Origin of the sequence: Bacillus sp. 17RED48, assembly GCF_019837545.1 — a bacterium.
GTDB classification, from domain to species: Bacteria; Bacillota; Bacilli; order Bacillales; family Bacillaceae_G; genus Bacillus_A; species Bacillus_A wiedmannii.
The window spans coordinates 975820-991336 of the sequence record NZ_JADAXG010000002.1 but is presented as its reverse complement, the minus strand read 5'-3'; the positions used below and the strand labels follow the sequence as shown (position 1 = coordinate 991336).

Annotated in this window: 15 protein-coding genes; 8 read left to right on the top strand and 7 right to left on the bottom strand. The window is 32.4% G+C overall.

Translation table 11 applies throughout. The annotated features are described in order from the left end of the window. Window positions 1-2 precede the first annotated feature (2 nt). Together dndD (ILT06_RS11955) and ILT06_RS11950 are read right to left on the bottom strand one after the other, a co-directional pair. A complete protein-coding gene (dndD, locus tag ILT06_RS11955; RefSeq protein ID WP_000897698.1) occupies window positions 3-2018 on the bottom strand; it encodes a DNA sulfur modification protein DndD in 2016 nt (671 codons plus the stop codon). A gap of 18 nt (window positions 2019-2036) precedes the next feature. Beyond that, window positions 2037-2216 carry a DNA modification system-associated small protein gene (locus ILT06_RS11950; RefSeq protein ID WP_001037504.1) on the bottom strand — a complete coding sequence of 60 codons (180 nt, stop codon included), beginning with the start codon at window positions 2214-2216 and terminating at the stop codon, window positions 2037-2039. Window positions 2217-2451: 235 nt separating this feature from the next. Between ILT06_RS11950 and ILT06_RS11945 the strand changes: the two genes are divergently transcribed. Genes ILT06_RS11945 through ILT06_RS11930 form a run of 4 tightly spaced genes read left to right on the top strand, consistent with a single transcriptional unit; the run spans window position 2452 to window position 7230 of the window. Further along, window positions 2452-4560, top strand: coding sequence for a DEAD/DEAH box helicase family protein (locus ILT06_RS11945; protein ID WP_222655124.1), 2109 nt, complete (start codon window positions 2452-2454; stop codon window positions 4558-4560). Window positions 4561-4573: 13 nt separating this feature from the next. Continuing rightward, on the top strand, window positions 4574-4747 hold the full coding sequence (locus ILT06_RS11940) for a hypothetical protein (RefSeq protein WP_002203413.1): 174 nt from the start codon (window positions 4574-4576) through the stop codon (window positions 4745-4747). Window positions 4748-4750: 3 nt separating this feature from the next. Further along, window positions 4751-6769, top strand: coding sequence for an AAA family ATPase (locus tag ILT06_RS11935; protein ID WP_222655123.1), 2019 nt, complete (start codon window positions 4751-4753; stop codon window positions 6767-6769). After that, window positions 6766-7230, top strand: coding sequence for a DNA phosphorothioation-associated protein 4 (locus ILT06_RS11930; protein ID WP_000091210.1), 465 nt, complete (start codon window positions 6766-6768; stop codon window positions 7228-7230). Before ILT06_RS11935 ends, ILT06_RS11930 begins: the two co-directional genes overlap by 4 nt. A 126-nt stretch (window positions 7231-7356) precedes the next feature. On the opposite strand, the gene dndA is transcribed toward ILT06_RS11930, so the two are convergent. From dndA to dndB, 5 genes are read right to left on the bottom strand one after another with little or no spacing between them, the layout of a single operon-like run. Next, the gene (dndA, locus tag ILT06_RS11925) at window positions 7357-8478 is read right to left on the bottom strand and encodes a cysteine desulfurase DndA (RefSeq protein WP_000966081.1); all 1122 of its coding nucleotides are present in this window, start codon (window positions 8476-8478) and stop codon (window positions 7357-7359) included. A 5-nt stretch (window positions 8479-8483) separates the two neighbouring features. Beyond that, a complete protein-coding gene (gene dndE / locus ILT06_RS11920) occupies window positions 8484-8864 on the bottom strand; it encodes a DNA sulfur modification protein DndE (RefSeq protein WP_001109534.1) in 381 nt (126 codons plus the stop codon). Continuing rightward, the gene (gene dndD / locus ILT06_RS11915; RefSeq protein ID WP_222655122.1) at window positions 8861-10852 is read right to left on the bottom strand and encodes a DNA sulfur modification protein DndD; all 1992 of its coding nucleotides are present in this window, start codon (window positions 10850-10852) and stop codon (window positions 8861-8863) included. Before dndD (ILT06_RS11915) ends, dndE begins: the two co-directional genes overlap by 4 nt. Before the next feature lie 15 nt (window positions 10853-10867). After that, window positions 10868-12436, bottom strand: a complete 1569-nt coding sequence (gene dndC, locus ILT06_RS11910; protein WP_222655121.1) for a DNA phosphorothioation system sulfurtransferase DndC — start codon at window positions 12434-12436, stop codon at window positions 10868-10870. A gap of 2 nt (window positions 12437-12438) precedes the next feature. Beyond that, on the bottom strand, window positions 12439-13533 hold the full coding sequence (gene dndB / locus ILT06_RS11905) for a DNA sulfur modification protein DndB (protein ID WP_222655120.1): 1095 nt from the start codon (window positions 13531-13533) through the stop codon (window positions 12439-12441). A 187-nt stretch (window positions 13534-13720) separates the two neighbouring features. Here dndB and ILT06_RS11900 point away from each other — a divergent pair, with 187 nt between their 5' ends. The 4 genes from ILT06_RS11900 to ILT06_RS11885 are packed head-to-tail and all read left to right on the top strand — an operon-like array spanning window position 13721 to window position 15445. After that, the gene (locus ILT06_RS11900; protein ID WP_222655119.1) at window positions 13721-14059 is read left to right on the top strand and encodes a DUF4870 domain-containing protein; all 339 of its coding nucleotides are present in this window, start codon (window positions 13721-13723) and stop codon (window positions 14057-14059) included. Between the two features lie 3 nt (window positions 14060-14062). Further along, window positions 14063-14314, top strand: a complete 252-nt coding sequence (locus ILT06_RS11895; protein ID WP_222655118.1) for a hypothetical protein — start codon at window positions 14063-14065, stop codon at window positions 14312-14314. A gap of 8 nt (window positions 14315-14322) precedes the next feature. Further along, window positions 14323-15066 carry a MerR family transcriptional regulator gene (locus ILT06_RS11890; protein ID WP_222655117.1) on the top strand — a complete coding sequence of 248 codons (744 nt, stop codon included), beginning with the start codon at window positions 14323-14325 and terminating at the stop codon, window positions 15064-15066. Between the two features lie 52 nt (window positions 15067-15118). Then, window positions 15119-15445: a nucleoside triphosphate pyrophosphohydrolase gene (locus ILT06_RS11885; RefSeq protein WP_222655116.1), complete on the top strand. Its 327-nt coding sequence runs from the start codon at window positions 15119-15121 to the stop codon at window positions 15443-15445. The last annotated feature ends 72 nt before the right edge of the window (window positions 15446-15517 follow it).

Genomic DNA, 15517 nt, shown 5'->3' with positions numbered 1-15517 from the left:
TATCACACCTTTATAAAATCAAAATATCCATCCCGAATAACTGTATATTTCTTTGATTGGTCATAATCAAGCATATATTGCTTATATGAATGCTCTTGCATGAAATTAATATAGTCTTGGGTAATTTCTGTATCTGTAGATAAGATAATTACTTGCTCGCTAAGCTCTTTGTAGTAATGATTAATTAAATGATTTCTATGATAACTATCCAAACGTCCTAGTGGTGTATCGATTACCATAGGAAGAGCTAAATCAGAGGCTTTTGTTAGGGCCCAAATTAGTGACGAGGAAATCATTTGCATTTCACCAGCAGATCGATCTTGAATACTAATTTCTTGATTACGATCGTTGTACAATCGCACTGTATACGTTGAAATATCGAATTCAATTTTTCCAAATTCATCTTGTTTACGGAATAATCGACTTAACATTGAAGAAAACTCTTCACGAATAAAGCTTGCTTTCAATTTAGTCATTTCATGTACATATGAATTCATGGTATGGATCAACTTTTTGACATAAATTAATCGTTTGTTTAGAGCATCATAATCAGCACCTTGATCAGAAAGGCGAGTTAGCTGGTTTACAGCGGTTGTTCTTTGTTCTTTAATTTTATTTAACTTAGCAATAATTGATTTATATTTTAAGTTAAGTTCTCCTAATTTTTTTGTTAGGATATCAATACGTTCATTTTCTTGACTAATATCAACCGTTTCAGGTGCATTTCTAATTTCAATCTCTAATGCCTCTAATTCAAGGTTCAGTTTTTCAACTTTATTTATTAAATCTATAACATAACTATTATTTCTAGCTGGGAGATTTACAAGGTAGTTATAGTCTTTATTTGAAATGTCGTGAATATCTATGTGATTTTCAGGTATATCTTTTTCGATATTATTTTCCTTAACCCAAATTTCTCTCCCAATTTCTTTGAGTTGATTTAATTGTTCATTTGAAAGGGGAGGAGTGAATGGTTGGTTTAGTAATTCATCCATAAATTTTTCATAAGGCATTAAAGAAGCATCTTGTATTATTTTCTTCTGACGAATATTATATTCTGATTTTAATTGTTCCTGAAGTTTTTTAGTTTTTTCTTTTAAAATTATATTCACAGCGTTGCTATTAAAATAGTTTTCAAATGTCTCTTTTGCTAAACGTAATTCAGTTTCTAGAGCAGATTGTTTTTTTACAACAACCTCTCTTGATTTAGAATTAGTTGTAATTTTTTCATTACGTTCTTTTTTTACTTCATTGATTAGATCATCTAATTTCTTTCGTTCAGAAGAGATAAATTCTTTTCGTTTTTCTAAATGTTGGATTTGCTCTTCGTATTCTTTTAAATTAGCATCTAAACTTTTTATTTTGTTTTGATCAACCGCTTTTGCTAAATTCTTCTCTATGCCAGTCTTAATAGAAGAGAGGTCAGATAGTAATAATTTATAGGTTTCCATTCCAGTAATTTTGTGAATAGCTTCTTTCATTTCCTCACTATTTTGTCGTAAGATGATGTCTTTAATTTCTTCACCATCGAAAATGAAAAATGGTGCAGCATGATATGGAATCATTTTATCCATAAAGCGGTTAAAAGTATCTATATTATCAATACGTACAGTTTTACCAATCATTGCGCCAGGTTTTTTTACAGTTAAATCACGGTTTTCACTAATCAACCTTTTGTTGTGATCAAATCCCCATTTAACTTTAAGAGTCCATTCTTCATTTTTATCCGTTTCAATAGCAAGAGTTACAGAACAATCTCTCCCACCTTCATCGAAGAAGGTATTGTTAATAACATTAGAAAATACACGCTTATGTTCGGCAGGTGAGAACCCTCTTTTTCCGAATAGAACATATAAAATTGCTTTTAAAATTGTAGTCTTTCCAGCCCCATTTAGGCCGCCTAATAAAATAATGTTTTTTTCGCCTTCTTCACGTACCTCTTTTGGGATATAGAAGTCAACTTCTTGATGCCCATAATACGTTTTATAATTATCAAAAATAAGTTTTTTAAATAACATTATGTAGTCACCTTTACTTTATTTTGCATAAAAATCAATTAAATCTAGGTAATCTTTTTTTCTATGATTTTCACTCGTGTTTTCATATGAAAATTTTTCTGCAGAACGTAGCAAGTCGTATGCTAGTTTTGTTGATAGTTCATTTTCTTTACAAATTTTTGCTAGTAATTCTAGCTCTTGTTCTTTTAATTTATTCATTTTTACCACCTTTAATATGAGCGTGAAGTATAGGGATACCCTGTATGTAATTGTAACATATTTCAATAAAAGTTAAGTGATATACTACCTAACTTTTATTGCAAAAGAGGTGATTGAACAGATAGTGGAGAAGGATAATTTTTGATAAAATATATTAGAGAACATAAAGCATATTATAATTCTGCATTTAAATAAATTTAGTAAGTAAAATTCTTCTTTAGAAGGGAGGAAAAATATGAATTTCAAAGATTTAGATATTAGCTATCAATATAGATCTGGTGATGAAGAACAAGATATTGTAAATGATTTTTATGTACCTACGTTATCTCAGACAAAGATATATAAGCGCGCAGTAGGTTATTTTACGAGTTCTTCTTTAGCTATTGTAGGGAAAGGGTTAAATGAGATGATTAGTAATAACGGAAAAATGTACTTGATTGCTTCACCATATCTTGAAAAAGCGGATATTGAAGCGATCGAATCAGGATATAAAGCACGTAATGAAGTGATAGAGGAATCCTTATTAAGAGCTTTAAATCAGCCAGTAGATTTAGTTGTTAAAGAACGACTAAATTATTTAGCATGGTTAATAGCAAGTGCAAGGTTAGAGATAAAAATTGCTACTCTATCAAATAGCGCTACCTATGGTTTATATCATGAGAAAATCGGTATTATGGAGGATGGAGAAGGAAATAAAATAGCTTTTTCCGGATCTGCTAATGAAACAGAGGGTGGTCTATATAATAATTTTGAATCTATTGATGTATTTTGCTCGTGGAACAAAAACGAGTTAATAAGAGTAGAGAGAAAAGATAGAGATTTTGATTTGTTATGGCAGAATAAAACAAATAAAGTTCAGGTTATCGATTTTCCTCAAGCTGCTAAGGAAAAATTATTAAGCTTTAAAGAATATACAATCAAGAAGGTTGATCCAGAAATCCAGTCTAATATTGTTATTAAGGAAGATAATCAACGTTGCTATTTTCCCGATATTCCTAAAGAGTATACAATAAGAGATTATCAAAAGGAAGCTATAAAGAGTTGGTTTGAAAACGAATGTAAAGGTCTACTCGAGATGGCAACGGGCACAGGGAAAACTATTACGGCATTGTCAGCGGTATCATTCTTATGGAAAGCGTTATCAAGCAGGTTAGCGGTGATTATAGTTTGTCCGTATACACATTTAGTAGATCAATGGGTAAAAGAAATTAAAAAATTTAATATGAACCCATTGATCGCGAAACAATCTCGAAATTTATGGGAAGAGGATTTGAGGTTCAATATTAGTGCGTTTAAAAATGGTATTATTAATCATTTTTGTTTAATAACCACAAATAAAACTTTTTCAAGCAAGACGATGCAAGATTTATTATCTCAATTAAAAGGAGAAGTTGTATTTGTAGCGGATGAAGCCCATCATCTAGGTGCTATTAATAATAGAATGAATCTTATAGAGCATTTCCCATATCGTTTAGCTTTATCTGCAACACCTAATCGTTGGTATGATGAGGAAGGCACTGGAGCGTTGCTAAAATATTTCGGAGGAAAAGTAGTTTTTGAGTTTGGTTTAAAAAAAGCTATAGGAGAATTTTTAACAGAATATTATTATTATCCTCATGTGGTTTATCTAGATATAGATGAAAATGAAAAATACTATGAAATTACAAGGAAACTATCGAAATTTTATAGTCCTAATGGAGAATTAGATTTAAAGGACAATGAGGGATTACAAAAATTATTGATTGAAAGAGCGAGGATTTTAAATAGTGCAAGAAATAAACTTATTAAATTAAAAGAATTGATAGGAGAAAATAAAGAATCTAAATATAATATTATATACTGTGGAGATAGCTCAATAGATAACGAAAAACAGGTTAGTGCAGTTGTGAAATTGTTGGGGAATGAATTAGATATGAGAGCTCATACATTTACATCTAATGAAAATAGTTTACAGAGACAAGAGTTATTAAAAAGGTTTGAATTAGGAGAGCTCCAAGCGCTTGTAGCTATAAAATGTTTAGATGAAGGTGTAGATGTACCAGCTACCCAGAATGCTTATATTCTTGCTAGTAGTACTAATCCAAGAGAGTTTATTCAAAGGAGAGGAAGGGTATTAAGAAAACACCCTAATAAGCGGTATTCATATATTCATGATTTTATTGTTATTCCAAGAGAGATTGATGAGATTGAATATTTGGAGCCAAGCGTTTTTAATATAGAACGAAAAATGGTGAAACGTGAATTAACAAGGTTTGTAGAATTTGCTAATTTGGCACGTAATAGTTCACAGGCACATGAGCAATTAGTAGAGATAAAAAAATCATACAATTTATTAGATATATAATAAGGAGGATAATATGGTTAAAGAAAAAGAACAGGTGGATGTAATTCTGGGTAAATTATCGCAAGAACGTGTACTAATTTTAAGTGAAATTTTGCAGGCAGAAAAGAGTATTTTGCACCGGAAAAATTTACAGGGAACTGGAATTATTAATAGTATAGTAGACATTGTTAAAGAGAGGGTGAAGTAAAACATGATTTTAGATTCTATTACTTTAAGGAACTTTAGACAGTATTATGACTCACAAACTATTGAATTTTCACAATCTAATACTCGAAATGTAACAGTTATTCATGGAGAAAATGGTGCGGGGAAAACGGCCCTCCTTAATGCATTCAGTTGGTGCTTATACGGGAAACTTAATTTGCCTAATTCGAGTAACGTTATTAATGAGCATGCTTTAAATGAATTAAAAGTAAATGAAGAAGTGAATGCCTATGTCACTATTAAATTTAAAGAGAAAGTGAAGGACTTAGGCGGATATGAAAAACATTATTCACTTACTAGAAGCGTAAAAGCAAAAAGAGTTAGTGCTAATAATATTAGTTATTCCGAACCAGAGGTAAAGTTAGAGTATAAAGATGGTGGACAATCAAAACTTGAAATTGCTAATATTGGGATCGAGATTAACAGAATTTTACCTGAGCAACTTTCGTCCTATTTTTTCTTTGACGGGGAACGAATTGATAATTTATCAAAAGAATCTGGAACTGAAGAGGTAAAAGAAGCTATAAAAACCATGATGGGATTAGAGATTTTAGAACGTTCTATTTCGCATACAGAAGGAGCAAAGAAAAAGTTTTTGGGAGAATTAAAAAAATATGGAGATATAGAAACTGTAAATCTAGTTGAAGAAATTGAAAAATTACATAAAGAAAAGGAAAATTTAAGTGAAGAAGAGAAAGAGTTTCAGCAGTATTGTAAATTAATAGAAAAACAAATAAAGGAACTGGAAGAAAGATTAAGGCAGATAGAAGATTCAAAACATCTACAGGAACAGCGTGATTTGAAAAATAAAGAATTACATACTACAGAAGAGCTGCTTATGAGTACACGTAAAAAGTTAGCGGAGTTGATGAGTAAACAGGGGTATTTAGCATTCAGTTTTTTAGCAATAGAAAAGGCTAAAGATTTGCTAGCTAGTAAAAAATTAAATACAGATACTTATACAGGAATTAATGCGTCATTTATTGATCAGTTGATTGAACAAAAGGAATGTATATGTGGTACACATTTAAATGAGGGAGCTGTGGAATATAATAAGGTTATTGGCACAAAAAACTACTTAGCACCAGTAAGTTTGGAACATGCTATTGCAGAATTTCAAAGTGATATTAAAGTAACTCGGGATCGGAAACGGCAATTATTTGAAGGCATGGATGAATTACGATTACAAGAATATAATGCAAAACAGAGAGCAAGGTTATTAAATGAAGAAATCGAAGAAATTGGGAATAAAATTTCGGATAAAGACTCTGAAGAAATTGTGAGTCTTGAAAATAAAAGAGAACAACTAATTGTAAAGAAAGAGGATACGTATAAGAAGTTAGGTGTTATCTTGCATCAGTTGAATGAAGCAAGTGAAAAACTAGAGCAGAAAAATAATGAGCGAGAAAAGCTAAACCAAAAAGCAGAAAAGGCAGCATTAACAGAAAGAAGAATTAAAGCGTGTGATGAATTAATTGTTACAATGATGGAGATTTACAAGCTACGTGAGAAAATTGTAAAAGAGCAGCTACAAGAACGAGTTTCAAAAGTTTACTCTAACTTTTTAAGAAAAGGTTATAACATAAAATTGTCTGATGATTATAAGTTAGATGTTATAAATAATAATGGAAATAAAGTTGGTATGTCTCAAGGAGAGAGACAAATTACTAGTTTATCTTTTATAGGAGCTATTGTGGATATTGCTAGAGAACAGTTCAACCAAAATGGTGTAAGTAAATTCGAAGAGGGTGGGATTTATCCGATTGTAATGGACTCACCATTTGGAGCATTAGACTCTGACCATCGCGAAAGAATAGCAAAGGGAATACCAGATTTATCGAATCAGGTAATTGTTATTGTTTCTACTTCTCAATGGAAAGGAGAAGTAGAGGAAAGAATGGGTGGGAAAATAGGAAAAGAGTATAGATTAGTCTACAATGATCCACGTACTAATAAGGAACAACAGTATGAGTTTACTGAGGTTGAGGAGGTTGAAAATAGATGAGCCGTAGGAGAATTAGAAGGCCTAAAGATCAGGAAGAGATGTATAAAGTATTAACAGATCGAGATGAACTAGGAGGAATATTCTCCAGTTTCAAAGATATATTTATGTTAGCTGGTATAGTAGGATTTATGAATAAGAAAAGAAAAACATTCACTAGTTCTCTGGAGCAAATACATTGGAATGTTTTTAATTCGGAAACGGATGAAACGGTTATTAATGCTGTTGCTTTAGCAGAAACAGGAGACCTTACAATTATTAATACAGATGATGAGGCTTTTGATCGGAAAATTACAATTTATGAAGAATATGCAGCCGGTGGGCTTGAATATTTATATGATAAAATAATGGAGAATCCAAGGTATGCTTTAGATAATTATTTCGATTTTCTAAAAAGCATGGAAAAAGAAGTGTCCATAGAAAAGAAAAACCTAAAAGACATTTATAATATTTTATCCATATAAACATCTTTTAGGAAAGGGCACTGATATATAGATGACATTAATTATGTATTGGCTTGTAAAAATCCTTTTAGTAATGATTAAAAAGAAGCGATTCGTTAAGAGAATCGCTTCTTTTGATGTGGAATATTATAGACTATTAAAAACATCCAACTCTTCTAAACTAGTAGTAGAAGAAAGTGAGAACCTAATAGTAGAACGTAAATCATCCATAGATAATCCGATAGCTTGTAATACATGACTTGGTTTACTTGAGCTACAAGCCGATCCAGTAGAAACAGCAGCTACTGGAGAAAGGGTTCTCACAAGTGTTTCGTTGTTTACACCTTTAAATATAACACTTAATATTCCAGGTATTTTATCTTGAATATCATTGTTAAATTCAAGATGATTTTGAAATTTGGTTTTTAGAATATCAGCTAATTTGACCTCTAGTTGCTCTAATTTATAAATGTTTTGTTCCAAATTAATATATGCGATTTCTGCAGCTTTTCCCATTCCAACAATATTATGGACAGGTAGTGTGCCACTACGTATATCACGTTCTTGACCACCACCGTGCAGTAGTGGGGTAATTTGGATTGGTAATCCTAAATTATCTTTACCTATTACGGTTACCCCAACACCTTTTGGACCATGAAATTTATGAGAAGAGCAGGATAAAAAGTTTATACCGTCTATGTCTGAAAGAGAGAATTGTACTTTTCCAACTACTTGTGTAGCATCTGTATGGAAGAATACTTCATTCTCTTTACAGATTTTTGCGATCTCGTTTATTTGGTTTAGAGAACCAAGTTCGTTGTTACCCCACATAATTGAAACGAGAAGAGTTTTTTCTTTTTGAATAGCTTTAGTTAGTTCTTCCAAATTGATTCTTCCATATCGATCTACATCAAGATATGTGACCGTATAGCCATTCTCTTCTAAAAATTTACAAGTTTCTATAATAGAAGGGTGTTCTACTTTAGAAGTAATAATGTGATTGCCTTTATCTTTATGATAATGAGTGATGCCTTTCAAAATAAAGTTATTACTTTCAGTAGCACCACTAGTAAAAATTACTTCATCAGTTTCACAGCCTAATAATTGAGCTACATGTTTTCTTGCTGTTTCGACAGCTTCTTTAGCATTTTGGGCTAATCCATAATATTTACTTGAAGGATTTCCGAATTCTTCAAGTAAATAGGGTAATATTGCTTCTTTAACTTCAGGTAATAGTTGTGTTGTGGCACTATTATCAAGATAAAGCATAGGAATCACTCCTTACTGTATTTTAGCAAGTTCATTGTGAATTTCTCGTTGTTTCCAGCATGTTTATATTCGCTGTCTAATAAGTTAATTCCACGTTCTAAGTGAGCGTTGAATAGGGTAGGGAAGTATTCAGTATCAGACACTTCACGTCCCGCATGCTGAGTGATTAAACATTTATAAATAAAATCATATTCTCCAGTTAATGTGTGGCGATTGATTTCTAATCCGCCGGTTTCTTTATCAATTGAAATCTCAGGTGAAGTTGGATCAGTTAAAGATAATCCAACTGCTAAACGAGCTAAAATGTTTGGCGTTAAATTAGTAGGAGCTTGTAATTCTTTTAATTTATCTGATACTCTTTTAGAAATCTTTAAACGGTAGTTCATTTTTCTTGCTCCTTATTAAAGTTGAAATATTGGTCTGTAACATTCACTTTTCGTAGGTCTGTATCAAATTCTAATAAATATCCATGGGATACAAAGTTTTTCAATAAATTATAATGTTTTTCATCAACTTCAGAGTTGGTTGACAAGATTAAGACTTGTTCACCACATGCAGGGATGAAATCTACTAAAATATTATGTTTATGTGCTTGATCCAGACGGCCTAGAAGTGTATCGAATATAAATGGAACACGACGACCAGAACATTTGAACATTGCCCAAATTAATGATAGTAAGAGAATTTCTTTCTCACCTGCTGATAAGGTCTCTTTTGCCACATGATCGCGATTATTATCATATAAAGTTACTTCAAACGTGCTAGAGTCAATGCGTAAAGAAGAAATATATTGATGCTTACGCATTAGTTTATTCAGCATTTTTGTAGCCTCGATTTGTACTTGTTGTAGTTTCTTTTGATGTTGTAACATTTGGAACTCTGTACTTAATTTCATAATGCTTTGGGCAATTAAGAATGTATTTCTCGTCTTATTGCTTTGTTGTACAATATGCTGTTTTGAATCAATTGTATTTTTTAGTGCTGTTAAAGTTTCTTGGCGTGTTTCTAAAATATTCAAGTTTTCTTCTACTTCTTTTTCCAACTTAAAGATTTTCTCTTGTGTTTGAGTCATATTTTCTAACATTCGTGTAAACTCATTTGTAGAATCATTAGTAGAAATTTTCTTTCTTAACTCTTGTGCTCGAAGTAAGCTTTCTCTATTTTCTTGAAGCAATTGAATATATGTGTCATGAGATTCTTTTTCAACTTGCTGTGCCACCACTTCAAATTGTGTGCGTTGTGTTGGTGAAACCCTATGGATATACTCAACATCCGCATCATTAGGTTTAATAATATTGAAAATTTGTTTTCTTAATTCCGCTGCTAAATCATTAGGAGATGAGACTCCAGGTAAACTTTTAGCTAATTCAAGAGTGCGTTCCTCAGTTAGCTCTGAAGTTAATTGGTTTGCTAATGATAGTTTTTCTTCATTTTGTAATTGATTTTTAGTAGCTAGTAACAAGTTTTTGTTTAGGTAGAAAGGTAAAAGAGTTTGAATAAATTCTCGGACTTGTTCAGAATTAGCTTTGCGATGTGCCTCAATTTCTAAGACTTGTCTATTGAATGTTTCTCGTTCTTCTTTAATTAAACCGCCGTGTGTTTCAAAATCTTTTTTCAATAAAGAATAAGATTCTTTTGATTCTTCTATTTGTTGTTGAGCGGCTTTGATTGTGTCTTCGAGATCTTTAATGTTTACAGATTGTTCTTTTTCTTGACGTTGAAGGGTAATGATTTCACTTTCTATAGAAGAAAGGTGTTTTTGATCAATTTCTTGTTGTAAATAATTAGTTAAATCTCCTTCTAAATTTCGGAATAAATCTAAGTTGAATATAACAGTAGATAATTCTTTTAAATAAGAGGATAATTTATTTTCATTTATTATTTTTGAAATTTCTTCGCCATCAAATAAGCATAGATCAAATAATTTAGGCGGGAAATTTTCTCTCAGTCTTGATTCGAAAATATCTTTTTCAGCATCATTTAAATAATGACCATCTTTTTTTATAGTGAATTTTTCTTTTATGGCGCTGTTTAAAATGTTCCAAGATCTTTTGAATGTATAAACATGGCGTTTGTAATTTTCTACTTCACTAAAGGTAATTGTAATACTAAAAGGATTTGTCTCATCTTTACGAGCAGAAGCATTTAAATATCCATGGACGCGCTTATAGTAATCATTATTCTCTGTCTTATAGCCATAACCAAAACAGCCAAATAATCCTAGTTTGATGGAATTTAAAAATGTTGTTTTCCCAGCACCATTTTCTCCACCTATTAAAATTACTTTCTTTTTTGGGGAGGAGATAGACAGATCAAAGGTATTTCTTTCCGTATATGCTCCTATATTTTCTAATTCTAGTTGTTCAATTAACATAAATTTAACCTCACCCTACAAATGTAAGTAGTCTTGCTTTAGTACTTTTTCAATTTCATTCATTAATCCACGACGAACTTTATAACCAGAAAAATCTTTTTCAAGTGATATAAGTTTTTTTAATGCTTTAAAGTCTACGTTGTGTTTGCTGCATAATGATTCTAAATCTGTAATTTGTTCATTATCAAATAATGGACGATCATCATACTCCCAATTTAGGTCATATCCCATTACTTCTTTAAAAATACTAGGTAAAGAATCTTCCCAATCACCATTTTCTAACCAGTAACGACGAATAACACGTAATTCTTCTTCTTTAATTAATTCAAAATCCTCTTCTTCAGGATGTTGTAAATCTCTTTGGACAATAAGAAGTCTGCGTAAGATTTCTTTTCGTGCGTTCAGTGTAAAGGGACCTAAACCAAGCTGTCCGATTTGATTATTATCAAGCTTTACTAAAATTTTTGGATCCTCAGGAGAACTTAAATCAATATTGTTTATTGCTAAATAAGATTTTAGTTCATCCCTTTCTAAAATTGTAAATTCTTCTAATTTAATCATTTGTTTAGGGCGACTAGATTTTTTCGGAATGATTACGTATTCAGTATCATCTTTTACTTCAGTTTTTAGCGGATTAAAGTAAATTTGACCACCTTTACGGTATTTCATACGAAATGTTCTATCATCACGAATTCCAGCTAACCAATTTCTGAATTCTAATAAAGGCTTCATCCAATCGGATCCACTAAGAATGAAGCCGTTTAATGCTTTATCTTCATTTACTACTGTACATACCCAACAACCAAAGCGACTGTTTCCACATGAACCTGCACTTTCTTTAACAGTTTTATCGACAACAAGAGGGCATTCACCACTACTTGAATCTTGATAAAGCTTATTTAATTCATGGTTATCGTTCCCCCAAGGAGACGGATTCTCTAGTAAGTAGTCCCAAACGTTATTTAAACTAAATTGTCTAATCGGTGCAAAAACATATGCATTTGTTAACGTAGAATGGCGCATTAAATCTTTACCCTCAACAGTATGGGATTTAAGAACGTTATCACGAGTAGCACTTTCATTTTCGCGTACACCAAGGACCATAATTACTTCGCCAAACGTAGAAACTTTGTCCATTATAAACGCATTTGCTGGTTCAATTTTTAAGCGATCTGTACACCAGCGAAATTGTTGGTTTGGTGATGGATAGCCTTTTCCAATAATATTAGCCCAAAATGATTGTTCGTGTTTTGGCTTTACTTTATGTGTTTCGATAGGAAGATCGCGTTTTAAAGCTTCTTCTTGGATCCGATGTAACGTAACATTGATCGATTGAATAATGAGAGGTGTTTCTACAAGTGTATCTGATGAGATTACGTATACTTTCTTGTGTAATTGTTCTGTAGGTAATTCACTTAAAGCTTCAAAAACAAGCTGAACGACAACTGTGGAATCTTTCCCACCACTATAACCAACAACCCAAGGACGGTCGTCAGCACGATAAACTTTTTTTATGTGCTCTTTTGCATCAGAGACAAAATCATTTTTATTATTTATTAAATCAGTAATGAGATTATTTAACATTATCATGCTCCTAACTGGAATTTCTCTTCTATCTTTTGTTCTCCTTCTGTTAGAGGAAGGCCTAATTTTTCTTTTAGTTTGTTTGCAGTTAAAGTGACAGTTTCTTTTGTCTTTTGTATACGACCATTTGTATTAAAAGCTCGTCCTAGCCAATCCGAAGTATTAGAACGACTATAATCGATATTGGATAGTAGAGAAATGTATTTTTTCCAATCATGTGGATAGTTTTCAAAAGCATATCTTCCGATTAAACCGACAGATTCAATAAATACTCCATGTCCAACAATATAGTTCATTCGGAGTTCACGGGGGCTTAGTTCTTTTTTGTAAACTAAATTCCATTCGACTATTGTATCACAAAGAATGTTCCAGAATTCTTTTAAGAATTTTTCTTCATTTTCTGTAATTAGGTCACCTTTTGTTTTTCCTAGCAGTCGAAGGTTTGTATTGAAAATATGATTGAGCGCTAGAATCTTTGGTGAATTCTTTGATAGGTTTACTTTTTCTTTATCGGTATACCTAACTAATAAATTGTTTTCCTCTACAATTTCTTTTGTAACTAATGCTAACTTATCCCTATGATCATATAAAATACCGATAGATGAAGTTGTATTAACTGCGTGTCGATTAAGATCTGAGAAAATTTGTTGGGAATTTCTTAAACCTTGATCATGATAGAACACAACTGAAATTGTTTCATGTCCTAACTCTGGTGAAAGTTTAATCGCTTCTTCAATAGCTGCTCTTCGGTGTTGTCCGTCATTAATCAGGAACTTAGAATCCAGAGAGATACGAAGTTGTCCTAAATCTTGAAACGACTGATCGGAACTAAATGGCTGGAATTCGATATCACCATCTATAGATGCTGTTAGGGATGAAAAAACATAATCATTTTGATTCTCAATGATATAATTTGTGATTTCTGGGATTCTAATTTTATTTAATATCCTTTGCGCACGATGTTCAGCAGGGATTTCTTCCTCGTCAAATAGAAAAATCTTAGGAATTAAACGTAAAGGGCACATTACAACAAAGTACTCCTTACCACCTTGCTTTCCACGTAAAGCGGGGAAGTTATAGCTAAAACCATAATCCATTCATTACATCTCCATTCTTTACGTACGTAATTTATATTTTTTATTATAAAATAGATACAAACGTTCGGCAAGAATAGTAACTCGATTATATGAAATTTAATATTTTCCATTAATGGTGCTTGAATCTCCCCCAACGTCACCCCCTAACCTAAAGAAGACAAATCAAAAAGGGGGGACCAAACCATTCATGAAAACCACCACAAAAGAAAAAAGAAACACCATCATCATGCTACTACTCTCAGCCGCAATAGGAATTTTTTCGCCACTACTCATGTACATCACACTGGCACGTAAAAATGAGGTGTACAAATACCATTGCCGAAAGGCGTTCAACTTTCATTTATTAATCTTTTTTCTATTTAATATTAGTTCGCGTATTAGTGATGTTTTGTTTTGGATTGTATTTATCTTTGAGGTAATTCAAGTGATCATTGTTGCGTGGAAAGTAACACGCGACGAGCCATATCGTTATTTCATTCGAATTCCTTTATTTAAAGAAGATAAGTATGTAGTGGAAGGAGAATAGGTGATGAAACAAGAAGTGGAGGTAAGGGGAAAGCGAATTTTTATTATGGTCGCGGTGTTGTTTATTGCGATTTATATTATTTTACGAAAAAGAAAGTATGAGTACTTTTATGATGGTATTAGCGAGTATGAAAATCGTTATAGAGGGAATGTTCCTTTTGTATTGCTTGCTGTAGGTTTGTTTCAATATTGTAGGCAGAATGAGATGAGTTTTCCTCATATCCTTCAGTATGTGCAAGAGAAGTTATCGGAGTAGGTGATGATATGGCGTGGATGATTAGTGAGTTTGCAGGTGTTGGGGATGTTACGGTGCGGACGCTTCGTTATTATGACAAGATTAATTTATTAAAGCCGAGCGATTATACTGAGGGCGGGCATCGGTTATATACGAAAGATGATTTGTATGTGCTGCAGCAAATTCAATCGTTTAAGCATCTCGGTTTTTCGCTTGGGGAAATTCAAAATATTATATTACAGCGTGATATAGAGACAGAAGAATTTTTAAGACAAATGCATTTTCAAAGAGAGATGCTTTTGGCGGAGCAAGAAAGAATTGCGAAGGTACTTTCGCATATGGATGAGATGACGAAGAAGTTTCAAAAGGAAGAACGAGTGGATGTTGCTTTGTTTTCTTCTTTTCTGCAAACTTTTATATGGGAGAAAGAAAATAAAGAATGGTTAGAGGAACACTTTTCAAATGAGTGTGTTCAAGCGTTTTATAGTAATAAGGAATTAAAAGAAAAGTTTGATCGGCGATTTATGGATGTGATAGGGAAGTTGAAAAAGTATAAGGGAGAAGAGAAGGATCCGGGTCATCAAGACGTTCAAGTTACCTTGAAGGAATTTTTCAATGTAATAGAAGAGGTAACAAACTATCTTGATACACCTCCAAGTGATATAGAGAGTATAATCCAAAAATCAAACCTCCCACTATCCGAATTCCCAACGCTCTTCACAACTGAAGAAGAAAACTATATAAAAGAAGCAATCCAGCAGTTTAACCCCTAGTTAAACTGCTTTTCCATTATAATAGAAGAAAAACCAAACGGAGGAAACCCACATGCCAACCTACAACAAACTAGTCCGAAATAAAATCCCACAAATCATAAAAGCTAACGGAAAAACACCTACAACAAGAATCCTACCTCAAGATGAATACATAAAAGAAATCTGCAAAAAAACACAAGAAGAACTAACCGAATACCTAGAAGCAGATACAAAAGAACATAAACTCGAAGAACTATCCGACCTACTAGAAATAATAAACGCCCTAGCAGAACACGAAGGCACAACACTAGAAGAAATCAACAACATCCGTAAAAAGAAAGCAGAAGAAAGAGGCGGCTTCTCAGATCGAGTGTTTCTAATCGAAGTAACCGATAACTAGCCCCTCATAAGCCCCTTACAAGCCCCTACCAAGTAATAAATCACTAAGAAAAAACACAACAAAACAAAAACA